Genomic DNA, 20,379 nt, shown 5'->3' with positions numbered 1-20,379 from the left:
CGGCGGCGTGAGCGGGACCGGGCCCTGTCGACCGCCTGCCCAGCGGCGTGAGCGGGGCCGGGCCCTGTCGACCGCCTGCCCGGCGGCAGCTCCTGCCCCGCCGGGCAACGTCACCCCAGGCGGCCGTCCGTCATCTCCACCACCCGGTCCGCGACGGTGAGGCTCGCGCGGTCGTGCGTGACCAGGACCGTCGCCGTCCCCCTCTCCCGCGTGAGCCCCGCCAGCAGGTCCATCACCACCGCCCCCCGCTCATGGTCCAACGCGCTGGTCGGCTCATCCACCAGCAGCACCGCGGGCCCGTTCATCAACGCCCGCGCGATCCCCACCCGCTGCCGCTGCCCACCCGACAGCTGATGCGGCCGCCGCCCGGCCTCCGCCGAGAGCCCCACCGCCGCCAGCAACTCCCGCGCCCTCTCCCGTACCTGACGCACCGCCCGCCGCCGCAGCCGCCCGTCCACATGAGCCATCAGCTCCAGCTGCTCCAGCGCCGTCAGCGACGCCAGCAGATTCGGCTGCTGGAAGACGATCCCCAGGCGCCGCCGCCGCAGCTCCGCCTTCTCCGCCCGGCTCAACTCCCCCGTGTCGACGCCGTCCACCACGACCCGCCCCCGATCGGGCGTGACGAGCGTCGCCGCGACGGCCAGCAGGCTGGACTTCCCCGACCCGGAAGGGCCGACCACCGCCGTCATGGTCCCGCCGGGCACGTCGAGCCCCACCCCGTCCAGCGCGGTCAGCCGCCCCGCGCCATCGGGATACGTCAGCAGGACGTCGTCCAGCACCAAAGAGGCCGTCCGGTTCTTCATCTGGTTCCTCATCTGGTTCTTCGTCTGACTCATCGCGCACTCCCCAGCGCCACCAACGGATCGACGGCGGTGATCCGCCGTACGGAAAGACCGGCCCCGACCGCGCCGAGGACGACCATCACGCCCGCGGGCCACAGCACGGTCGACGGTTCGAGGACGAACGGGACGTCACCACCGCTGATCGCACCGCCGACCGCCGCCGCGATCCCCGTCCCCACCGCCGTACCGACGACGAGCATCGCCACGGCCTGCCCCAGCGCGTCCCGCAGCAGATACGGCGTGGAGGCCCCGAGCGCCTTCAGCACGGCCACGTCAGCGCCCCGCTGGATGGTCCACACCGTGAAGAACGCGCCTATCACCAGCGCGGAGATCACGAACAGGAACCCCCGCATCAGCTGCAGGGAGCCGTTCTCGGCCTGGTAGGAACCGATGGCGGACAGCGCACCGTCCAGCGTCTTCGTCTCGGTCCCCGCGGCCGCGTCCCCCGCGGCGAGATCGACCCCGCCGTCGCCGGAGGTCCGCAGCGCCACCACCGTCGCCTGCTCGTCCACGGACGTGCCGCGGTGCCCGAGCTTCTGCCAGTCGTCGAGGGAGATCCACACCACGGGCGTATGGCTGTACGAGGCGTCCGACGCGACCCGCGCCACCTGCTCCTCGACCCCGACGCCCCCGAGCCGCACCCGGTCCCCGGCCCGGACGCCGAGGTCCGCCGCGGCCTTCTCGGAGAGCACGGCCCGCCCCGGCGCGACCCCGTCGGGCGCGATCCGGGAGTCCGGCTCGACGCCGAAGGCGGAGACCGCCGCGGAGGCACCGCCTGCGCCCTCGCCCGCGGTGGCGTTGAGGGTGCTGATGCCGATGGGCCGCGCCGACGTGACCCCGGGGCGCTCGGCCCACTTCTCCCAGGCACGCTGATCGACCAGCGAGTTGGTGAAGGAGACGGACTGGCCGTCGGGCGGCGCGGCGAACGCCAGGTGGTCGGCGGGCAGCCCGGTGATCGCCGAGGTGTTCTCCCTGGCGAGCCCGGCGGTCAGCCCGGACAACAGGCCGACGAGCAGGGTGATCAGCACGACGACGGCTCCCATCAGGGCGAACCGCCCCTTGGCGAACCGCAGGTCTCTCCATGCGACGAACATGCCCCCCACCCTGCGGCCACCCCCGCCCGCCGGGCATCGCGCCACAGCACGCTTCACCCGGATCGAAGGGGGGAGCCGACGGTCAACCTTTCGGTTGACGAACAAGGACGGCGGCACCCGTACGGTGGAAGGGGCGCGCCGCACACGCCGCGCGCCCACACCGTCACGCCGCACGAGCCACGCACCACACACCAGCCCCCCTCTCCCACACCCGGACCTCACGCCCCATGACCCGCACCCCCGTGACCCTCGCCCTCCGCCTCTGCCTGCACGCCCTCCTCGTGGGCCTGCTCGCGCTCGCCGCGGTCAAGGCAGTGACGGGCGCGGACGGCGAAGGGGCGGCGCGCCCCGCCGCGGTGGTCGCGGCGGCGCTCGCGATGGCCGCCGTCTACGCGGCGGGCACGCTCAGCCCGTCCGTCGCCCGCTCGCGGCGCGCGGCCGCCTGGTGGCTCGCGGCGCTCGGCGCGTGCTGGCTGGTCCTTCTCGCCCTCTCCCCCGACGGCCTCTGGGCGGCCTTCCCGCTGTACTTCCTCCAGCTGCACCTGCTGCCGACGCGCTGGGCGCTGCCCGCGGTCCTCGCCACGGCGGCCGCCGCCATCGCGAGCTACCTGGTGCACAGCTCCCAGATCACGCCGGGCAGCTTCATCGGGCCGCTGCTCGGGGCCGCCGTGGCCGTCGCCACCGTGCGCGGGTACGAGGCGCTGTACCGCGAGAGCGAGCGCCGCCGCGAGCTGATCGACGAGCTCGTGGCCACCCGTGCCGAACTGGCCGCCGCCGAGCGCACGGCGGGCACCCTCGCCGAGCGCGAGCGCCTGGCCAGGGAGATCCACGACACGCTGGCGCAGGGCCTCTCCTCGATCCAGCTGCTCCTGCGGGCGGCCCAGCGCGCGCTGCCGCCGGACTCCCCCGCCGCCCCGCACGTCGAGCAGGCGCGGGCGGCCGCGCAGGGCAACCTCGCCGAGGCGCGCCGCTTCGTGCGCGCGCTCGCCCCGCCGGACCTGGCGCGCGGCTCGCTGGCCGCCGCCCTGGAGCGGCTGAGCGCGTCGAGCCCGGGGCCGCGCGTCCGCTTCTCGCTCAGCGGCACACCGGCGGAGCTGCCCACTCCCTACGAGGTGGCGCTGCTCCGCGTCGCGCAGTCGGCGCTCGCCAACACGGTGCGGCACGCGCAGGCGGGGCGCGCCGAGATCACGCTGTCGTTCATGGACGCCTCGGTCACGCTGGACGTGGTGGACGACGGCCGCGGCTTCGACCCGGCCGCCGAACCGCCCGCGCGGGCGCCGGGCGACGACGCGGGCGACGGCGGCTTCGGGCTCGTGGCGATGCGTTCGCGGGCCACGTCCCTGGGCGGGACGTTCACCGTCGAGTCGGCCCCCGGGCAGGGCACGGCGGTGGCGATCTCGCTGCCGCTGCCCGCGCGCACGAAGGAGGTCGCGGCATGACGGCCGGTACGGGGACGACGGTGCGGCTGCTGCTCGCCGACGACCATCCCGTCGTACGCGCGGGTCTGCGCGCGGTCCTCGACGCGGAGCCGGACTTCGAGATCGTCGCGGAGGCGGCGACGGCGGAGGCGGCCGTCGAGCGGGCCGCCGTGGCAGGACCGGAGGGCGTCGACGTGGTCCTGATGGACCTCCAGTTCGGCGCGGGCATGCACGGCGCCGCCGCGACGGCGGCGATCACCGCGCGTGCGGGGGCGCCGCGGGTCCTGGTCCTCACCACCTACGACACGGACGCGGACATCCTCGCGGCGGTGGAGGCGGGCGCGGCCGGCTACCTCCTCAAGGACGCGCCGCCCGAGGAGCTGGCCGCGGCGGTCCGCACGGCGGCGTCCGGGCGCTCGGCGCTCGCGCCCGCGATAGCGCACCGCCTGATGGACCGGATGCGGACGCCCGCGGAGGCGCTGAGCCGCCGTGAGCTGGAGGTGCTGCGCCTGGTGAAGGCCGGTCTGTCGAACCAGCAGATCAGCAGGGAACTCTTCCTCAGCCAGGCCACGGTGAAGTCCCATCTGGTGCACATCTACGCCAAGTTGGGCGTGGACTCCCGCACGGCGGCGGTCGCCGCGGCGACCGCCCGCGGCCTGATCCGCACCTAGCGCCCCCTTCTTTCACTCCCCCACTTCGGTCCCCCGTTTCACTCCCCCACCAGCGCGAAGTCCTCCGCCGTCACCTTTCGCAGGGCCCTGCGCATGCCCCTCGGCACCGGCGGGGCCGGGACCGTGAGGACGGCGCAGGAGGCGTGCGAGCGGACGTGGCGGTGGATGCGGCTCGTCCGGCGCCTGCCGTGCCGGACACCGAGGACCAGGAGGTCGTCCGGGTCGGCGGCCGTCTCGCACAGGGCGTCGCCCGGCCGGGCCCTGATCACCCGGCGTTCGGCCTCGACGCCTGGTGGTGGGCCTCCGAAGACCTCGTCGAAGGCGCGGTCGAGGCGGGCCCGCGCCTCGCTCCACCAGTACCGCGCCCACTCCGGATCGGGGTGGCGTACGTAGAGCCCCTCCCCCTCCGGCGGCTCCCAGGCCATCACCGCGATCAGCGTGCGACCGCTGCGCCGCGCCTCCTGCGCCCCGGCCCGCAGCGCCGCGAGGCTCGCGAGCGAACCACCGACCCCCACCACGACACGCCCTGCCATCGGTACCCCTTCCCCAGGCCAAAACAAGCCGACTGAAGCTCTCTGGAGGGGAGTCTGTACGCTCATTGGCCTGGAGAGCAGGGCCAATACGCGGGAGTTGGCATGGCAGAGGCACGAGTGGTCCACACGGTGGACAGGAGAATGGGCAGCCGTCAGCTGGCCGCCCTGCTGGCCGGGACCGCGGGCGAGCACCCCGGCTACCGCGCGCTCGCCCACGGCGTACGCACCCTCCTGCTCGACGGCCGCGTCCCCCTGCACACCCGGCTGCCCGCCGAACGCGAGCTCGCGACGGCGCTGGCCGTCAGCCGGGCCACCGTCACGGCGGCGTACGACGTCCTGCGCGAGAGCGGCTACGCGCGCAGCCGCCGGGGCGCGGGCACCTGGACCGAGCTGCCGGAGGGACGGCGGCCTTCGAACGTCGCCGCGTTCCCGGCGGGCGACGACGTCCTCGACCTGGCGTCCGCGGCGCCCGGCGCGCCGCAGGCGGAGCTCACGGCGGCGCTCGCCGCGGCGGGCTCGATGCTGGTCGAGCACGCCCCGACGCCCGGCTACCACCCGTACGGAATCCCGGAGTTGAGGGCCGCCGTCGCCGAGCGCTTCACGCGGCGCGGGCTTCCGACGCTGCCCGACCAGATCCTGATCACCACCGGCGCCCAGCACGCGCTGTCCCTGACGCTGTCCCTCCTCGGTCGGCAGGGCGACCGGGTCCTGGTCGAGAACCCGTCGTACCCGAACGCCCTGGACGCGATGCGCGGGGCGGGCCTGCGCGCGGTTCCCGTGCCGGTCGCGGAGGACGGCTGGGACAGCGGTCTCGTCGAGTCGTCGCTGCGGCAGGCGGCGCCCCGCATCGCGTACCTCGTGCCGGACTTCCAGAATCCGACGGGCGGCCTGATGCCGCGCGAGCAGCGGGTGCGCGTCCTGGAGACGGCCCGCGCCACGGGCACCTGGCTGCTGATCGACGAGACCATCGCGGACATCGCGCTCGACGTGCCGCCGCCCCCTCCGTTCGCCTCGCTCGCGCCGCACGGGGCGGGCGAACAGGTCGTCACCGTCGGGTCGTTGAGCAAGTCGCACTGGGGCGGACTGCGGATCGGCTGGGTGCGGGCCGGCTCACGTCTGATCACCGAGCTGGCGATGAAGCGGGTGCCGAGCGACATGGCGACGCCGGTCATCGAGCAGTTGGTGGCGCTCCATCTGCTGCGCGGCACGGACGACGTGCTGCGCGAGCGGCTGCCGCGGCTGCGGGCCCAGCGGGACGCGCTCGCGGCCTCGCTCGCCCGCCATCTGCCCGAGTGGCGCTGGCAGTTGCCGCCGGGCGGGCTCTCGCTCTGGGTGGACCTGGGGCGCCCGATCGCGTCTGCGCTGGCGGGGGCCGCGCTGGGGCACGGGGTGCGGATCGAAGGGGGTTCGCGGTTCGGGGCGGATCCCGGGACGCATGAGCACCGGCTACGGATTCCCTACGTCCTGCCTGCGGCGCTCCTGGAGGAGGCGGTGGTGCGGCTCGCGGCGGCGCTGGCAGGGGATTTGCGGGGCGGCGGGGACGAGGCGGGGCGGCGGCACTGGGTGGCGTAGAGGGCTTTCGGGTCCGCGGGAGTCCGGGGGCCGGGAGCGGCTTGTCGCGCCCACGCGACGGAGCCGCGCATGTCACAGCCCCGCGCCCCCCGACGGGGGCTTGACCGCCCCGAGCCGATCAGCGCCCCGCCTCCCCGAACATCTCGACCGCGCCCCTCACCCCCGCCAGGCCGGGGGCCAGCGCACTCACCGACCCGATCGCGCCCGCCACGAGCAGCAGGGACCTGCGCATCCTGGGGATCTCGGGAGCGCCTCCGTACGCCATCTCGGCCAGCGCGGCCAGTTCGTCCTCGGCGATGCCGCGGTCCGTGAACTCGACAGGATGCGCGGCGAGTTCACGGCGCAGCCGGGACACCGCGGTGCGCAGTTCCGCCACCCGTGGATCCTCGTCGCCGCCGGTCACTGGCCTCTGCCCCACACTCCGCAACATGGTTCTCCCCCTCGCACGCCGTCGTGCGCACGTTCTCGTACATGTTCGTTGTTCTTGTGCGTGTTCGTTCCGGGGACCCGTGAGGTGCTGGTCAGGCACCGGGGTCGCGGGCAAGTAAACCGTTTCTGCCGAGCGATGCGCCACTTTCCGGCCGTGATCGCGGCCGGAACACGGTGCCCCAGTTGGGTGTATCCAGGAGTCATGACGACAGAACCGATGAACGCGCAGGCCGGCGGGGCGGGCGAGGCGGCGGGGCTGCTGCTCGCCGCGGGGGGCGGGCGGCGGCTCGGCGGGCGGCCGAAGGCGCTCCTGGAGCACCGGGGCAGGCCGCTGGTGGAGCACGCGGTACGGGTGCTGCGCGAGGCCGGGTGCACGCGGGTGCACGTGGTGCTCGGCGCGTCCGCGGAGGCGGTGCGCGCACGGGCGTCGCTGCCCGGCTGCGTCCTGGTCGACAACCCGGACTGGGCGGACGGCATGGGTTCGTCGCTGCGGGTGGGCCTCGCCTCGCTGCGGGACACGGGGGCGGGCGCCGCGCTGGTCTCGCTGGTCGACCAGCCGGGGATCGGGGCGGCGGCGACGGCGCGGGTGCGGGCGGCCTACCGCACGCCCTCCACGCTCGCCGCGGCGGCGTACGAAGGGCTGCGGGGCCACCCGGTCCTGTTCGGCCGCGACCACTGGGCGGGGATCGAGGCGAGTGCGGTCGGGGACCGGGGGGCACGCGCCTACTTGAAGGAGCACGCGGACGCGATCACGCTCGTCGAGTGCGGGGACGTCGCGGAGCCGTACGACATCGACACGGTGGAGGACCTGGGCCGCCTGACGCCCGGAACCCCCGCCTCCGGAACACCCGGCGGTCCGGCGCACATGGAGTGACCGGGATGGCACTCAGCGCCATGTTCTGTCGACGAAGAGAATCTCGACGTCAACAAACCATTGAACTTCCACCATGAGGAAACTAGTATCCACTGACCAGAAGGCCCGTTACCTCGGACGGGGCCTCGCGGCCGTACCTCGGCTCCAGTGGCACCGAGTGCCACCGCGTCTGCCCGGCGGCTCGCCCGGCACCGTCCGCGCAGTCCTGAAGGAAGTGACAGCTCATGTCCGCACTAGCGCCGTCGCCGCTGGCCATCGTCGACGCAGAGCCCCTGCCCCGGCAGGAAGAGGTGCTCACCGACGCGGCCCTGGCCTTCGTGGCCGAGCTGCACCGGCTGTTCACGCCGCGGCGTGACGAGCTCCTCGCCCGGCGCACCGAGCGCCGTGCCGAGATCGCCCGCACCTCCACGCTGGACTTCCTGCCGGAGACCGCCGCGGTCCGCGAGGACGACTCCTGGAAGGTCGCGCCGGCCCCGGCCGCGCTGAACGACCGCCGCGTGGAGATCACGGGCCCGACCGACCGCAAGATGACCATCAACGCCCTCAACTCGGGCGCCAAGGTCTGGCTCGCGGACTTCGAGGACGCCTCGGCTCCCACCTGGGAGAACGTGATCCTGGGCCAGCTCAACCTCACCGACGCCTACGAGCGCCGCATCGACTTCACCGACGAGCGCACCGGCAAGTCGTACGCCCTCAAGGGCGCCGACGAGCTCGCGACCGTCGTCATGCGGCCGCGCGGCTGGCACCTGGACGAGCGCCACCTCCAGGTCGAGGGGCGCCCGGTCCCCGGCGCGCTCGTCGACTTCGGCCTGTACTTCTTCCACAACGCCAAGCGCCTGATCGAGCTCGGCAAGGGCCCGTACTTCTACCTCCCGAAGACGGAGTCGTACCTGGAGGCGCGCCTGTGGAACGACATCTTCGTCTTCGCGCAGGACTACCTCGGCATCCCGCAGGGCACGGTCCGCGCGACCGTCCTGATCGAGACGATCACCGCCGCGTACCAGATGGAGGAGATCCTCTACGAGCTGCGCGACCACGCCTCCGGCCTGAACGCGGGCCGCTGGGACTACCTCTTCTCCATCGTCAAGAACTTCCGTGACGGCGGCTCGAAGTTCGTCCTGCCGGACCGCAACCTGGTCACGATGACCGCCCCGTTCATGCGGGCGTACACCGAACTCCTCGTCCGCACCTGCCACAAGCGCGGCGCGCACGCGATCGGCGGCATGGCGGCGTTCATCCCGTCCCGCAAGGACGCGGAGGTCAACAAGGTCGCGTTCGAGAAGGTCAAGAACGACAAGGACCGCGAGGCCGGCGACGGCTTCGACGGGTCGTGGGTGGCGCACCCGGACCTGGTCCCGATCGCCATGAAGTCCTTCGACGCGGTCCTCGGCGACAAGCCCAACCAGAAGGACCGCCTGCGCGAGGACGTGAACGTCGCCGCGGCGGACCTGATCGCCATCGACTCCCTCGACGCGAAGCCCACGTACGACGGCCTGGTCAACGCCGTCCAGGTCGGCATCCGTTACATCGAGGCGTGGCTGCGGGGCCTGGGCGCCGTCGCCATCTTCAACCTCATGGAGGACGCGGCCACCGCGGAGATCTCCCGCTCCCAGATCTGGCAGTGGATCAACGCGGGTGTCGAATTCGAGCACGCCGGAAATACGGTGACGGCCACGGCCGACCTGGCCCGCAAGGTCGCCGCCGAGGAACTGGCCGCGATCCGCGCCGAGATCGGCGACGAGGCGTTCACGGCGGGCAAGTGGCAGCAGGCTCACGACCTCCTCCTCCAGGTCTCCCTGGACGCGGATTACGCGGACTTCCTGACGCTCCCGGCGTACGAACAGCTCCGCTGACGCTCGCCCGCCCTCTCCCCGACCGAGCCCCCGGCACCGCACAGCGCCGGGGGCTCGGTCATGTCCGGGAGTGACCAAACTGCGCAATAAGCGGCCTTGTTGGAGAAATCGCCCGATACGCGAACGATATCCAGACGATGCGACGACAGGCACAACCGTGCGTCACGTCACAAGTGGGGTACCTCTTTCAGACCCTCTGTCGTGACAAGTCCGTTTGTTGCGAGTGGAAGCCGGAGGTGGGTCTGTCCTACTCCTCCGGGGCGATCGACGGACGGACCGGCACCACGAACAACCAGGCTTGCCCGACCCTTCATCACGCCCTTGACAATCCCATCCCGACAGCACCAGGAGGGTGCTCAGCCGAGGTGCGCCGACCAGTCCTGTTCCGCCGACGGCTTTCCGTGCAGGTCGGGTACCCGCTTCAGCCAGGACGGGCGGCCCTTCTCCGTGGCTGCCGCGCGCTTCGCGTCCGCTGCCGCCAGTTCGCCTCTCGTCGGGAAGTCCGTCGGGAGCCACGTCGCCGAGCAGCGGGCGCGGGCCAGGAGGTAGGTGACGTAGGCCTCGCGGACCTCCGCAGGGGACGTGAAGCCGGGCTCGTCGGCCAGCCAGGGGTCCGGGACCAAGTCGACGATCTCGCGGAGGACCGACTCCGTGACGCGCGGGGCCAGTTCGGCGTCGGCCGCCCTCGTGTCCGGGCCGTAGCCGCCCAGGGCGTGGTGGCGGAAGTCGTACGCCTTGTCGGGCTCCGACGTGCCCCAGCGGTGGTGGAAAACCAGGGCCGCGCCGTGGTCGATCAGCCACAGCTTCGGCGGGCGGGTGCCGAAGGTGGGCCAGATCATCAGGTTCGAGCTGTGCACCGTGCGGTCGACGTTCGCCGTGAGGGCGTCGAGCCAGACGACCTTGCCTGCCTCCAGCGGGTCCACGTCGATGGCGTCCGGCGTGAAGTCCTTCGCGCCCGGCAGCAGGTCCATGCCGAGGTTGAGGCCCGCGCTCGCGTGCAGCAGGTCCTGGACCTCCTGGTGCGGCTCGTCGACGGCGACCGCCGGGTCGAAGTGGACCAGGACCAGTTCGGGGAAGCGCAGGCCGAGGTGGCGGGCGAGTTCGCCGACGATGATCTCGGCCACCAGCGCCTTGCGGCCCTGGGCGGAACCGGTGAACTTGACCACGTACGTACCCAGGTCGTCGGCCTCGACGACCCCGGGGACCGAGCCACCGGTCCGCAGAGGTTCGACGTAGCGGCTCGCGGTGACCTCTCTCAGCTTTCTCATGAGGTGAACACTCTAGATCAACGCCCGTGGATACCCGCTGGGCGCCGTGGCGCGCAGGTCAGGCACCGGGCTTGCGGGTCATGCACCAGGTTCGCGGACCGTCAGGCACCTCGACGTCGGCGGTGACGGTGAAGCCGAGGCGCTCGTAGAAGGGGAGGTTGCGCGGGTCGGAGGTCTCCAGGAAAGCCTGCACCCCGGCGCGCTCGGCCGCCTCGACCCCGGGGCGCACGACGGCGCTGCCCAGGCCCTTGCCCTGGTGGTCGGGCGAGACGCCGACGGTGGCGAGGAACCACGCGGGCTCCGTGGGGCGGTGCGGCGCGAGGAGGCCCTCCATCTGCTGCTGCGCGGCCAGCCGGGAACCGCTCAACTCGGCCACGCGCGGGCCGATTTCAGCGAAGACCGCGCCCGCGTCGACGCTCTCCGGCGTGGTCCAGACGGCCACCGCGGCGCCGTCGTCCGCGACCCAGACCTTGCCGGTGCCGAGGCCGATCCGCGTGAGGAACAGCTCCTGGAGCTCGGTGACCCGCTCGATGTGGCGGTCCGGGTCGACCGTGTGGCGGGTGGCGGGGTAGTCGGCGAACGCGGCGGCGAGGGTGCGTACGGCCCGGGGGACGTCGTCACGGGTGGCGGGACGCACGGACGGCTTGCGCTCAGTCATGGAAGGTCGTCTCCTCGTGGTGTCGCGGTCGCGCCGGAGGCGCGCAGCAGTCGGGCGGGGCCGACGACGGGCAGCTGCACATCAGGAGTTCAGTTCGCTCCAACGATCAGCACATTACCTCGCCTTTACCCGCCGTGGCGCTGCAGGCCCCCCCTCACGTCGCCAGCAGCGCCTTCGCCAGAACCCCCTCGCCCGCAAGGTCGATCCGGCCCGAGCGAACCCCTTCGCCCACCGTCAACTCCCCCTTGCTCACCGCCACACACGTCTCCGCGTCCAGCGCGAGACGCACCTCGGGGGCCTCCGGGGCCGGGCCCTCGCCGTAGGACTCCCCCTCTCCCCCCACGCGTACGTGGAACTCCCCCTCGGCCAGGCGGACCTGGACCACCCCCTCGGCTCCGGCCCCCGCCAGCGAACGCAGCAGCGGCAGCGCGAACCAGTGCGCGCGGACCGCGTCCGTGGGCCTGCGCTCGTCGAGGGCGGGGGCACCCCAGGCGGCGAGCGCCTTGAGGACGGGCAGCAAGTCCCGTCCCCTGTCGGTGAGTTCATAGACGTACGCGGCCGAGGGCGGGGGCAGGCGGCGGCGCGTGGACAGGCCCTGCTGCTCCATGTCCTTCAGACGCGAGGCCAGGACGTCCGTGCTGACGCCCGGCAGGTCCGCGTGCAGGTCGGTGTAGCGGCGGGGCCCCGCGAGCAGCTCCCGGACGATCAGGAGGGTCCAGCGGTCACCCACGGCGTCGAGGCCTCGGGCGGCGGCGCAGTACTGGTCGTAGCTTCGGCGGGACCGGGCGTTCGGCCGGGGCTGCTGAGGTGGCATGCGGCATAGTCTATGCAAGTTGTTGGACTTTCCAAGCGGGTGCTTGGTAAAACCAAGTCACACACGTCACGGGAGGCGCACCGCATGGAGTTCCGGCAGTCGAGCAAGCTCAGCGAGGTCTGTTACGAGATCCGGGGCCCCGTCATCGAGCACGCCAACGCCCTGGAGGAGGCGGGCCACAGCGTCCTGCGCCTCAACACCGGCAACCCCGCGCTCTTCGGCTTCGAGGCGCCCGAGGAGATCGTCCAGGACATGATCCGGATGCTCCCCACCGCGCACGGCTACACGGACTCGCGCGGCGTCCTCTCCGCCCGGCGCGCGGTCGCCCAGCGCTATCAGGCGCTCGGCCTGGACGACGTCTTCGTGGACGACGTCTTCCTCGGCAACGGCGTCTCCGAACTGGTCACCATGGCGGTGCAGGCCCTCCTGGAGGACGGGGACGAAGTCCTCGTCCCCGCGCCCGACTTCCCGCTGTGGACCGCCGTGACGACCCTCTCCGGAGGCAAGGCCGTCCACTACGTGTGCGACGAGTCGGCGGACTGGTACCCCGACCTCGACGACATGGCCTCGAAGATCACTGACCGGACCAAGGCCGTCGTGATCATCAACCCCAACAACCCCACGGGCGCGGTCTATCCGAAGGAGATCCTGGAGGGCATCCTCGACCTCGCCCGGCGGCACGGCCTGATGGTCTTCGCCGACGAGATCTACGACCAGATCCTGTACGACGACGCCGTGCACCACAGCGTCGCCGCCCTCGCGCCCGACCTCGTCGTCCTCACCTTCTGCGGTCTGTCGAAGACGTATCGGGTGGCCGGGTTCCGGTCCGGCTGGATGGTCGTCACCGGCCCGCGGCAGCACGCGAAGAACTACCTGGAGGGGCTCACCATGCTCGCCTCCATGCGCCTGTGCCCCAACGCCCCCGCGCAGTACGCCATCCAGGCCGCGCTCGGCGGACGCCAGTCCATCCGTGAACTCACCGCGCCCGGCGGGCGGTTGCACGAACAGCGCGACAAGGCCTGGGAGAAGCTCAACGAGATCCCCGGCGTCAGCTGCGTGAAGCCGAAGGGCGCGCTGTACGCGTTCCCGCGGCTCGACCCGAAGGTCCATCCGATCCACGACGACGAGAAGTTCGTGCTCGACCTCCTCCTCCAGGAGAAGATCCAGGTCGTCCAGGGAACCGGCTTCAACTGGGCCCGCCCCGACCACTTCCGCATCCTCACACTCCCCCACGCCGACGACCTGGACGCGGCCATCAGCCGCATCGGCCGCTTCCTGAGCGGCTACCGTCAGTGACGCCCACCCCCGTCACACCGACCCCCAGGAGCACCGTGCCGCACTGCACCACCTGCGCCGCGCCCGTCCACACGCAGTTCGCCTCACCCGAACTCGTCGGGCCCATCGTGTACGAGGACTTCGACCGGGCCGCCGACCCCGCCTGGCGCACCTCGGGCGCGGCGACGCTCGAGGACTACGCGCGCTGGTGCGGGCACCTGTGCGGCCTGACCTGCTTCCGCATGGCGCTCGGCCCGTCCTCGCCCTCCCTGTTCCACCTGCGCGACGGCGCGCTGAAGTACGGCGCGTACACGGAGGAGGGCGGGGTCATCCGGGGAATGATTTACGCCCCCTTCGCCGCCTACGCCCGCGAGGAGCACGGCGTCGACGCCACCGTCCACCGGCACCTCTCCGTCGAGGAGATCGGCGCGCTCCTCGACGAGGGACGGCAGGTCATCGCCTCCGTGCACTTCGAGATCCGCCGCCCGCACCGCCCTTCCCCGGGCCGCGGCGGCCACTTGGTCCTGCTCACCGCGCGCACCGCGGACGGGCGTCTGCACTTCCACAACCCGTCGGGCATCGACACGGCGACCAGGACCGCGGCGCTGACCACCGACGAGTTCGAGCCGTTCTTCGCCGGGCGCGGAGTGTCACTGCGCTGACAGAGGGTCACCCTTGGTGCCAGGATGGCCCGATGATGCGTGGAGGCAAGGTCGCCGTCGTGGGCGGCAGCATCGCCGGGTGTGCCGCGGCACTGGCCGCGCACCGCGGGGGTGCGGACGAGATCACCGTGTACGAGCGCGCCGCGGGCGACCTGGCGGACCGCGGCGTGGGGCTCGCCGTGCACAACTCCCGTTACGCGGAGCTGGAGTCGGCCGGGTACATGGACGCGGGCATGCCGTGGGTGCAGATAGTGCGCCGGCGGTGGTACGTGCGGGACGACGCCGCGGCCTCGCCCGTCGGGCGGGAGATCGGCACGACGCCGTTCCCCTTCCGTACGTACAACTGGGGTCCCCTGTGGCGGGAGTTGAGGAGCCGCGTCCCCGGGACCGTCGCCTTCCGCTCCGGTACACCCGTGGAGGCGCTGCGACCGGGCCCCGGCGGCGTGCGGGTCGAAACGGCGGGCGGCAGCGAGCACGTCGACCTCGTCATCGGCGCGGACGGCTACCGGTCGGTGGCCCGGTCGGCGGCGTTCGGCGACGTCCGGCCCGCCTACGCCGGATACCTCGCCTGGCGCGGCGCGTTCCCCGAGGCCCGGCTGAGCGATCCGCAGCTGTGGGCCGAGGAGGACTGCGTGTACGTCGTCTTCCCCGGCGGCCACGTCATCGTCTACCGCATCCCCGACGGCGCGGGCGGCCACCGCGTCAACTGGGTCCTCTACACCGCGCCGCCCGCCGACCTCGACCTCGGGCTCGGTCTCGACCTGCGGCTCACCGGGCCCACCAGCCTGCCGCCCGGCGGGCTCACCCGGACGCTCTCCGCCCACCTCGCGTACGTCGCCGACGACCTCCTGCCGCCCTACTGGGGCGCCCTGCTCCGCGAGACGGCGCCGGCCGAGCTCTTCCTGCAGCCCATGTACGACTTCACCGCGCCCCGCTGCACCGCGGAGCGCGTCCTGCTCGTCGGCGACGCGGCGGCGGTGGCGCGGCCGCACACCGGCGCGGGCGCGGTCAAGGCGCTGCAGGACGCCACGGTCCTGGAGTCCGCGCTCGCCACGGCCGACACCTGGGCGGACGCCCTGGACACGTACGACACCGACCGCACCCTCTCCGGCCGCTCGATGGTGGATCTGGGGCGGCGGCTCGGCAGCGCGCTCGTTCAGGCGACGCCCGACTGGGGGGCCATGGACCAGGAGGCGCTGGAGGCGTGGTGGAAGAGGGCGGACGGCAGCGGGGCGTTCGGGGGGCGGGAGCTGAGGAGGGGCTGACGCGACGCCCACGCGCGGGGCGTGATGCGTAGTCAAACGGTGTCCCTGTGTGCCGTTCTGACCTCGTTTTGGGGATGTACGCGAAGATCAATAGGATCCGGCGATGATCACAAGACAACGGCCGGCGGCCTGGGTCATCGCCCTGCTCGCCGCCCTGACCGCCGGGCTCGTCACGGCAGGCCCCGCCGCGGCCGCCGATGACGACGACGAACCGGCACAGCCCTCCCCCAAGGTCGAGCTGGTCCTCGACGTCAGCGGTTCCATGCGGGCCCGCGACATCGACGGCAAGTCCCGTATGGCCGCGGCGAAGCAGGCCTTCAACGAGGTCCTCGACGCGACCCCGGACGAGGTCGCGCTCGGCATACGCACCCTCGGCGCCAACTACCGCGGCGACGACCGCAGGACGGGCTGCAAGGACACCGAGCTGCTCTACCCCGTGGAGAAGCTCGACCAGGCGGCCCGCACCGACGCGAAGACCGCCGTGGCGACCCTCGCGCCGACCGGCTGGACCCCGATCGGCCCGACGCTGCTCAAGGCCGCCGACGACCTCACCGACGACACCGCCGAGCGCAGCCGCCGCATCGTGCTGATCTCGGACGGCGAGGACACCTGCCAGCCGCTCGACCCGTGCGTGGTCGCCCGCGACATCTCCGCCAAGGGCATCCACCTCACCATCGACACGCTCGGCCTGGTGCCCGACGCCAAGACCCGCGACCAGCTCAGCTGCATCGCGGAGGCCACCGGCGGCACGTACACCTCGATCCGGCACACCGACGAACTGTCCGGCCGTGTCAAGCAGTTGGTGGACCGCGCGGCCGACCCGGTCGTCACGCCCGTCGAGGCGAAGGGCGCCGCGCAGTGCAGCGCCGCGCCGAAGCTGGAGTCCGGCCTCTACACCGACCGCGAGAAGTTCGGCGAGCACCGCTGGTACCGCGTGGACGTCCCCGCGGGCAAGGAGCTGCGCGCCTCGGTGAGCGTGTCCGCGGACCGGGCGGTGAACCAGGACTACGGCGTGCTGCTGCGCGCCGAGACGCCGAACGGCCGGGAGATCGTGCGCGGCCAGGAGTCCGGCGACGGGCGCACCGACGTGATCTCGACGGGCCTGCGCCACCCGACTCCGGAGGCGGACGACGAGGAGGACGAGGACACCGCGGAGACGGTCTGTCTGCGCGTCAGCAACTCCTTCTCCGCGCCCGCTTCGGTGAAGACGACGCCCGGTCTGCCGGTCGAGCTGACCGTGGATCTGGTGGACTCCGCCGACCAGGCGTCCGACGTCGCCTCCTTCGGGCTCGGCCACGGCTGGTGGCTCCTTGGCCTGCTCGTGCTCGTCGGCTTCCTCGCCGGTCTGGTCTGGGGCTGGCTGTCGCGCTGGCGCCTCGCGGTCTGGAGGACCAACTGATGGCTATGACACGCATGTTGAGGCGGGCAGCCGTGCTGGCCGGTACGGCTCTGCTGGCCTTCTCCGGCGCCGCTTCCGGTGTCGCGTCCGCCGATGACGACAAGAGCGCCGAGGCGACGGAGGCGGGCACGTCGTTCCGTACCGCCACGCCGATCCGCATCGACCAGGAGGCCACGGCGGAGGCGTCCACGGGTGACTACCTGTACTGGGCGTTCCCGGTGGACGCCGGGCAGCGGGCCACCGTGCACGCCACGGTGAAGCTGCCGGAGGCCGCGGCCCGGCACGCCGCGTCCACCTGGCAGGTCGACGTGTACGACGGGCTGCGGCGCCGCCAGGCCTGCCGCCTCGGGACGCCGACGAAGACGGCCGCTCAGGACGACGCGTCGGTCTCGCTGTCCTGCTCGCTGCGCACGGTGCGGGGCTGGTCGGAGCAGTGGGCGAACGACCCGCTGCCGGGCACGTACTACCTGCGGCTCACGGTCACCGACCTCAAGAAGGACGACCTGGGCCTTCCGGTGCGGGCCGAGGCGAAGGTCACCGCGACCGACGCGGGCGGCGCGCAGGCGGTGGACGGGGCGCTCGCGGAGCCGCTGGTGCCGGGCATCGGCTCGGACAAGCAGCGGCCCGCCACCGTCACCGAGCCGGAGGACGGCTGGACGTCCGGCTGGTGGTCCTCGCGCTGGCTGTGGACCGGGGCCGGCGGCGTCCTCGCGGCGCTCGCGGGCGTCGGCGGATACGCCCTGACGCGCGGCTCGGGCCGTCCGGCGCGCGTGCCGCAGGGCATGTAGCGGCACACGGCTCGGGGCGTGGCAGTCTCGGGGGCGGCGGGCGAGGGTGCCCGCCGCCCCCGAACCGCATCACCCCGAGCTGCAACACCCCGAACCGCTTCCCCCCGAACCGCTTCAAGAAGGGCGCGACCATGGGCGATCTGCTTCTCGTCCGGCACGGCGAGACCGAGTGGGCCCTGAACGGGCGGCACACCAGCTGGACGGACGTCCCGCTCACGGACCACGGCAGGGAGCAGGCACGCGCGCTCGCGCCGCTCGTCGGCGGCTTCAGGATCGGCGCGGCGTTCACCAGCCCGCGGCGGCGGGCTCGGGAGACGGCGGAGCTCGCCGGGTTCGGGCACGCGCGGGTCGACCCGGATCTGAGCGAGTGGGACTACGGCGCGTACGAGGGCGTCACGACCGTCGAGATCCACCGCGCCCGCCCCGGCTGGTACCTCTTCACGGACGGCGTGGCCCCCGGCCCGCCGGAGCACCCCGGGGAGACCCCGGACCAGGTGGGCGAGCGGGCGGACCGGATGCTGGCCAAGGTGGACGCCGCCCTCGCGGACAACGAGGGCAGCGTGGTCCTCTTCGCCCACAGCCACTTCCTCCGCGTCCTGACGGCCCGCCGCCTGGGCCTGCCGACGTCGGGCGGATCCCTGTTCCTGCTGGCCATGGGGACGGTGAGCCGTCTGAGCACGGAACACGGCCGTCCGGTGGTGGCGAGCTGGAACCTGCGGCCGTAGGCCTTCGGCCAGGGCTTCAACCGGCTTTGCGGGAACCCCCGTTCGACAGCCGCGCTCTTGATCATCAAGACTGGCCGCATGCGATACGGCGTCAATCTCCTCAACTTCGGTTCCGGCACCACCCCCGACTCCCTCGTGCGGCAGGCCACCGACGCGCGTGACCTCGGCTTCGAGTTCGCGATGATCTCCGATCACATCGCGGTGACCCCCGACGTCCACGAGGTCTATCCGGCGCCGTTCTACGACCAGTTTGTGCTCGCCGCCCACCTCGCGGGGCGCGTGCCGGGACTGCGGCTCGGCACCACGATCACCGTCATCCCCTACCGGCACCCCCTGCAGACCGCGCGCCTTGCCGCCAACATCGACCAGTTGAACCCCGAGGGCTTCATCCTCGGCGCGGGCGTCGGCTGGTCCGCCGCCGAGTACGAGGTGCTGGGCGTGCCCTTCCGCGAGCGCGGGGCGATCACCGACGAGTACCTCACCGCGATCCGCGCCGCGTGGCGCGAGGACCCGGCCTCCTTCCAGGGCGCGTACGTCTCGTACGAAGGCGTCCGCACCGCACCGGCCCCCGCGAGCAGCCCGCTGCCCGTCTGGGTCGGCGGCAACTCCCCCGCCGCGCAGCGCCGCGCGGCCCGTCTCGGCGAGGGCTGGCACCCGTTCATGCCGAGCCGGGCCCTGCTGGGCGAGGCGCTCCCCCGCATCGCCGCCGAGGCCGAGACCGCGGGCCGCCCCGCGCCCGGCCTCGTGCCGCGCCTGCAGATCCGCGTCGGGCAGCAGCAGGACGCACCGGAGCGCCCGCTCGGGCACGGCAGCGTCGACCAGATCCGCGGCGACCTGGAGACGCTCGCCGAACTGGGCGCCACGGACGTGCTCCTGGACACCTACCCCGGCAGCCCCGAGGAGCGGGAGGGCGCGGACGACGACCGGCGTGTGCTCGAACTCCTGATGTCAGTGGCGCAGGGCACCATCGGAACCAGCAGCTGAGTCCGGCCGGACGCGGCTGAGGGGACCGACCGGGGAAGGGGTGTGTGCGCGGTGAAGCCTCCCACTGCCGCCCAGCGACGGATCATCGAGGCCGCGGACCCGGAGACCGGGCGCCTGACCGGCACCGAGGCCCAGCTCACGGCCCTGGTGCGGGCCCGCCTCGCCTTCCGCCACCCGCGCCCTCCGCACGCGTATTTCTTGACGCCGGCCGGTCATCGCGTACGGGACGAGGGTGCCGTACGAGAGAAAGGTGCTGTACGGGACGAGGGTGCCGCACGAGACGAAGACGCTGTACGGGATGGGGGTGCCGCACAGGAAGAACCCGCGGCACCCGGCGTCTTCGCCGCGCGCACCGGCACCGAGAAGGCCGTCGCGAGCGACGGCCCCTCCCGCGCGCGGGAGGTCCGCAGCGCATGGGAGGGCCTGGTCGAGCTGCGCCGCATGACGAACACGGACGGCGCCCGCGACCGCCCCTGCGCCTGGGAGCGCACGCACCTGGTGCAGGCGGCGGCGCTGGCCCTGGAGGCCGCGGGCTGCCGACCCGCCCACCCCGACCACCCCGGCTACCAGGTCACCGGCACCCCGCAGCCGGAGGCCGTCGCCGTGCGCGAGCCGTCCCCGGAGGGCCTGCGCGCCTGCGCGGCGGCGCTGGAGCGGGCGGGCTGGCAGGTCAGCGAGCACGGCGAACGGCGGGGCGGCGCCCGCTATGTGCTGGCGTCACCGAGACGAACCTGAACCGACCACCAAGCCACAACTGAAGGGAACACCGTGACCGAGCCGTTCTCCGTGAACGTCGTCGTCCGTGGGTACGAGACGGACTCCCAAGGCCACCTCAACCAAGCCGTCTACCTGCAGTACGCCGAGCACGCCCGCTGGTCCATGCTCCGCGCGGCCGGCATCGCGCAGACCGACCTCCTGGACAAGGGCGTCGGCCCGGTGGTCCTGGAGAACACCATCCGCTACCTCCGCGAGCTGCGCGCGGGCGACGAGACGGAGGTGAGCTGCGCGTTCGTGTGGGGCGAGCGCAAGACCTTCACCATCGAGCAGACGGTCACGAAGGCGGACGGCACGGCGGCCGCGACGATCACTTCTCTGGGAGGGCTGCTCGACCTCAAGGAGCGGCGCCTGGTGGCGGATCCGCGCGAGTACTTCCGCGCGCTGGCGACCGCCCCCGAGGTGCTCGGCCTGTAGTCCGTCTCCTCACCCCCTCCATTCAGCCGTGTACATGACATCGTTACCCAACCGACCCACGACG

21 protein-coding genes are annotated in these 20,379 nt (G+C 72.9%); 14 read left to right on the top strand and 7 right to left on the bottom strand.

What is annotated here, in order from left to right:
- Window positions 1-110 precede the first annotated feature (110 nt).
- Window positions 111-836: an ABC transporter ATP-binding protein gene (locus tag ACZ4D5_RS26965; protein ID WP_467774995.1), complete on the bottom strand. Its 726-nt coding sequence runs from the start codon at window positions 834-836 to the stop codon at window positions 111-113.
- Complete coding sequence (locus tag ACZ4D5_RS26960; protein ID WP_467774994.1) at window positions 833-1,936, bottom strand: ABC transporter permease; 1,104 nt, start codon at window positions 1,934-1,936, stop codon at window positions 833-835. The genes ACZ4D5_RS26965 and ACZ4D5_RS26960 overlap by 4 nt, the downstream gene beginning before the upstream one ends.
- Window positions 1,937-2,163: 227 nt before the next feature.
- On the opposite strand from ACZ4D5_RS26960, the gene ACZ4D5_RS26955 reads away from it, so the two are divergent.
- On the top strand, window positions 2,164-3,375 hold the full coding sequence (locus ACZ4D5_RS26955) for a sensor histidine kinase (RefSeq protein ID WP_467774993.1): 1,212 nt from the start codon (window positions 2,164-2,166) through the stop codon (window positions 3,373-3,375).
- Window positions 3,372-4,025 (top strand): response regulator, encoded by a 654-nt coding sequence (locus ACZ4D5_RS26950; RefSeq protein ID WP_467774992.1) that lies wholly within the window; start codon window positions 3,372-3,374, stop codon window positions 4,023-4,025. The genes ACZ4D5_RS26955 and ACZ4D5_RS26950 overlap by 4 nt, the downstream gene beginning before the upstream one ends.
- Before the next feature lie 38 nt (window positions 4,026-4,063).
- Here the strand turns inward: ACZ4D5_RS26950 and ACZ4D5_RS26945 are convergent, their stop codons facing one another.
- The gene (locus tag ACZ4D5_RS26945; RefSeq protein WP_467774991.1) at window positions 4,064-4,558 is read right to left on the bottom strand and encodes a universal stress protein; all 495 of its coding nucleotides are present in this window, start codon (window positions 4,556-4,558) and stop codon (window positions 4,064-4,066) included.
- A gap of 102 nt (window positions 4,559-4,660) precedes the next feature.
- Here ACZ4D5_RS26945 and yczR point away from each other — a divergent pair, with 102 nt between their 5' ends.
- A complete protein-coding gene (gene yczR / locus ACZ4D5_RS26940) occupies window positions 4,661-6,130 on the top strand; it encodes a MocR-like transcription factor YczR (protein WP_467774990.1) in 1,470 nt (489 codons plus the stop codon).
- Window positions 6,131-6,248: 118 nt separating this feature from the next.
- Here yczR and ACZ4D5_RS26935 read toward each other — a convergent pair whose 3' ends face one another.
- On the bottom strand, window positions 6,249-6,560 hold the full coding sequence (locus tag ACZ4D5_RS26935) for a DUF5955 family protein (protein ID WP_467774989.1): 312 nt from the start codon (window positions 6,558-6,560) through the stop codon (window positions 6,249-6,251).
- A gap of 201 nt (window positions 6,561-6,761) precedes the next feature.
- Here ACZ4D5_RS26935 and ACZ4D5_RS26930 point away from each other — a divergent pair, with 201 nt between their 5' ends.
- Together ACZ4D5_RS26930 and aceB are read left to right on the top strand one after the other, a co-directional pair.
- A complete protein-coding gene (locus ACZ4D5_RS26930; RefSeq protein ID WP_467774988.1) occupies window positions 6,762-7,433 on the top strand; it encodes a nucleotidyltransferase family protein in 672 nt (223 codons plus the stop codon).
- 224 nt (window positions 7,434-7,657) lie between these two features.
- The gene (aceB, locus tag ACZ4D5_RS26925; protein WP_467774987.1) at window positions 7,658-9,286 is read left to right on the top strand and encodes a malate synthase A; all 1,629 of its coding nucleotides are present in this window, start codon (window positions 7,658-7,660) and stop codon (window positions 9,284-9,286) included.
- 356 nt (window positions 9,287-9,642) lie between these two features.
- Here aceB and ACZ4D5_RS26920 read toward each other — a convergent pair whose 3' ends face one another.
- The 3 genes from ACZ4D5_RS26920 to ACZ4D5_RS26910 all read right to left on the bottom strand — a co-directional run bounded on the left by ACZ4D5_RS26920 (window position 9,643) and on the right by ACZ4D5_RS26910 (window position 12,026).
- Window positions 9,643-10,554, bottom strand: a complete 912-nt coding sequence (locus tag ACZ4D5_RS26920) for a HipA family kinase (protein ID WP_467774986.1) — start codon at window positions 10,552-10,554, stop codon at window positions 9,643-9,645.
- A 58-nt stretch (window positions 10,555-10,612) separates the two neighbouring features.
- Window positions 10,613-11,212 carry a GNAT family N-acetyltransferase gene (locus tag ACZ4D5_RS26915; RefSeq protein WP_467774985.1) on the bottom strand — a complete coding sequence of 200 codons (600 nt, stop codon included), beginning with the start codon at window positions 11,210-11,212 and terminating at the stop codon, window positions 10,613-10,615.
- A 154-nt stretch (window positions 11,213-11,366) separates the two neighbouring features.
- Window positions 11,367-12,026, bottom strand: coding sequence for a winged helix-turn-helix transcriptional regulator (locus tag ACZ4D5_RS26910; protein WP_467774984.1), 660 nt, complete (start codon window positions 12,024-12,026; stop codon window positions 11,367-11,369).
- Between the two features lie 84 nt (window positions 12,027-12,110).
- Here ACZ4D5_RS26910 and ACZ4D5_RS26905 point away from each other — a divergent pair, with 84 nt between their 5' ends.
- The 9 genes from ACZ4D5_RS26905 (at window position 12,111) to ACZ4D5_RS26865 (ending at window position 20,315) form a co-directional block, all read left to right on the top strand.
- Window positions 12,111-13,322 carry a pyridoxal phosphate-dependent aminotransferase gene (locus ACZ4D5_RS26905; protein WP_467774983.1) on the top strand — a complete coding sequence of 404 codons (1,212 nt, stop codon included), beginning with the start codon at window positions 12,111-12,113 and terminating at the stop codon, window positions 13,320-13,322.
- A 35-nt stretch (window positions 13,323-13,357) separates the two neighbouring features.
- Entirely contained in the window at window positions 13,358-13,963 is a 606-nt protein-coding gene (locus ACZ4D5_RS26900) for a cysteine peptidase family C39 domain-containing protein (protein ID WP_467774982.1), read from the top strand.
- Between the two features lie 35 nt (window positions 13,964-13,998).
- Entirely contained in the window at window positions 13,999-15,228 is a 1,230-nt protein-coding gene (locus ACZ4D5_RS26895; RefSeq protein ID WP_467775332.1) for an FAD-dependent monooxygenase, read from the top strand.
- A gap of 103 nt (window positions 15,229-15,331) precedes the next feature.
- Entirely contained in the window at window positions 15,332-16,627 is a 1,296-nt protein-coding gene (locus tag ACZ4D5_RS26890) for a VWA domain-containing protein (RefSeq protein WP_467774981.1), read from the top strand.
- Window positions 16,627-17,415, top strand: a complete 789-nt coding sequence (locus ACZ4D5_RS26885) for a hypothetical protein (RefSeq protein ID WP_467774980.1) — start codon at window positions 16,627-16,629, stop codon at window positions 17,413-17,415. Before ACZ4D5_RS26890 ends, ACZ4D5_RS26885 begins: the two co-directional genes overlap by 1 nt.
- A 131-nt stretch (window positions 17,416-17,546) precedes the next feature.
- A complete protein-coding gene (locus ACZ4D5_RS26880) occupies window positions 17,547-18,140 on the top strand; it encodes a histidine phosphatase family protein (RefSeq protein WP_467774979.1) in 594 nt (197 codons plus the stop codon).
- Between the two features lie 78 nt (window positions 18,141-18,218).
- Complete coding sequence (locus tag ACZ4D5_RS26875) at window positions 18,219-19,124, top strand: TIGR03619 family F420-dependent LLM class oxidoreductase (RefSeq protein WP_467774978.1); 906 nt, start codon at window positions 18,219-18,221, stop codon at window positions 19,122-19,124.
- Between the two features lie 51 nt (window positions 19,125-19,175).
- Window positions 19,176-19,859 (top strand): hypothetical protein, encoded by a 684-nt coding sequence (locus tag ACZ4D5_RS26870; RefSeq protein ID WP_467774977.1) that lies wholly within the window; start codon window positions 19,176-19,178, stop codon window positions 19,857-19,859.
- Window positions 19,860-19,892: 33 nt separating this feature from the next.
- The gene (locus ACZ4D5_RS26865) at window positions 19,893-20,315 is read left to right on the top strand and encodes an acyl-CoA thioesterase (protein WP_467774976.1); all 423 of its coding nucleotides are present in this window, start codon (window positions 19,893-19,895) and stop codon (window positions 20,313-20,315) included.
- The last annotated feature ends 64 nt before the right edge of the window (window positions 20,316-20,379 follow it).

This window comes from Streptomyces sp. NPDC025651, from assembly GCF_055558735.1.
This window is presented reverse-complemented; position numbering and strand designations above follow the sequence as displayed.

What these genes read in the sequence shown, in the direction of transcription:
- ACZ4D5_RS26965 (WP_467774995.1), bottom strand. Translation starts at nt 836, where the DNA reads ATGAGTCAGACGAAGAACCAGATGAGGAACCAGATGAAGAACCGGACG.
- ACZ4D5_RS26960 (WP_467774994.1), bottom strand. Translation starts at nt 1,936, where the DNA reads ATGTTCGTCGCATGGAGAGACCTGCGGTTCGCCAAGGGGCGGTTCGCC.
- ACZ4D5_RS26955 (WP_467774993.1), top strand. Translation starts at nt 2,164, where the DNA reads ATGACCCGCACCCCCGTGACCCTCGCCCTCCGCCTCTGCCTGCACGCC.
- ACZ4D5_RS26950 (WP_467774992.1), top strand. Translation starts at nt 3,372, where the DNA reads ATGACGGCCGGTACGGGGACGACGGTGCGGCTGCTGCTCGCCGACGAC.
- ACZ4D5_RS26945 (WP_467774991.1), bottom strand. Translation starts at nt 4,558, where the DNA reads ATGGCAGGGCGTGTCGTGGTGGGGGTCGGTGGTTCGCTCGCGAGCCTC.
- yczR (WP_467774990.1), top strand. Translation starts at nt 4,661, where the DNA reads ATGGCAGAGGCACGAGTGGTCCACACGGTGGACAGGAGAATGGGCAGC.
- ACZ4D5_RS26935 (WP_467774989.1), bottom strand. Translation starts at nt 6,560, where the DNA reads ATGTTGCGGAGTGTGGGGCAGAGGCCAGTGACCGGCGGCGACGAGGAT.
- ACZ4D5_RS26930 (WP_467774988.1), top strand. Translation starts at nt 6,762, where the DNA reads ATGACGACAGAACCGATGAACGCGCAGGCCGGCGGGGCGGGCGAGGCG.
- aceB (WP_467774987.1), top strand. Translation starts at nt 7,658, where the DNA reads ATGTCCGCACTAGCGCCGTCGCCGCTGGCCATCGTCGACGCAGAGCCC.
- ACZ4D5_RS26920 (WP_467774986.1), bottom strand. Translation starts at nt 10,554, where the DNA reads ATGAGAAAGCTGAGAGAGGTCACCGCGAGCCGCTACGTCGAACCTCTG.
- ACZ4D5_RS26915 (WP_467774985.1), bottom strand. Translation starts at nt 11,212, where the DNA reads ATGACTGAGCGCAAGCCGTCCGTGCGTCCCGCCACCCGTGACGACGTC.
- ACZ4D5_RS26910 (WP_467774984.1), bottom strand. Translation starts at nt 12,026, where the DNA reads ATGCCACCTCAGCAGCCCCGGCCGAACGCCCGGTCCCGCCGAAGCTAC.
- ACZ4D5_RS26905 (WP_467774983.1), top strand. Translation starts at nt 12,111, where the DNA reads ATGGAGTTCCGGCAGTCGAGCAAGCTCAGCGAGGTCTGTTACGAGATC.
- ACZ4D5_RS26895 (WP_467775332.1), top strand. Translation starts at nt 13,999, where the DNA reads ATGCGTGGAGGCAAGGTCGCCGTCGTGGGCGGCAGCATCGCCGGGTGT.
- ACZ4D5_RS26890 (WP_467774981.1), top strand. Translation starts at nt 15,332, where the DNA reads ATGATCACAAGACAACGGCCGGCGGCCTGGGTCATCGCCCTGCTCGCC.
- ACZ4D5_RS26885 (WP_467774980.1), top strand. Translation starts at nt 16,627, where the DNA reads ATGGCTATGACACGCATGTTGAGGCGGGCAGCCGTGCTGGCCGGTACG.
- ACZ4D5_RS26880 (WP_467774979.1), top strand. Translation starts at nt 17,547, where the DNA reads ATGGGCGATCTGCTTCTCGTCCGGCACGGCGAGACCGAGTGGGCCCTG.
- ACZ4D5_RS26875 (WP_467774978.1), top strand. Translation starts at nt 18,219, where the DNA reads ATGCGATACGGCGTCAATCTCCTCAACTTCGGTTCCGGCACCACCCCC.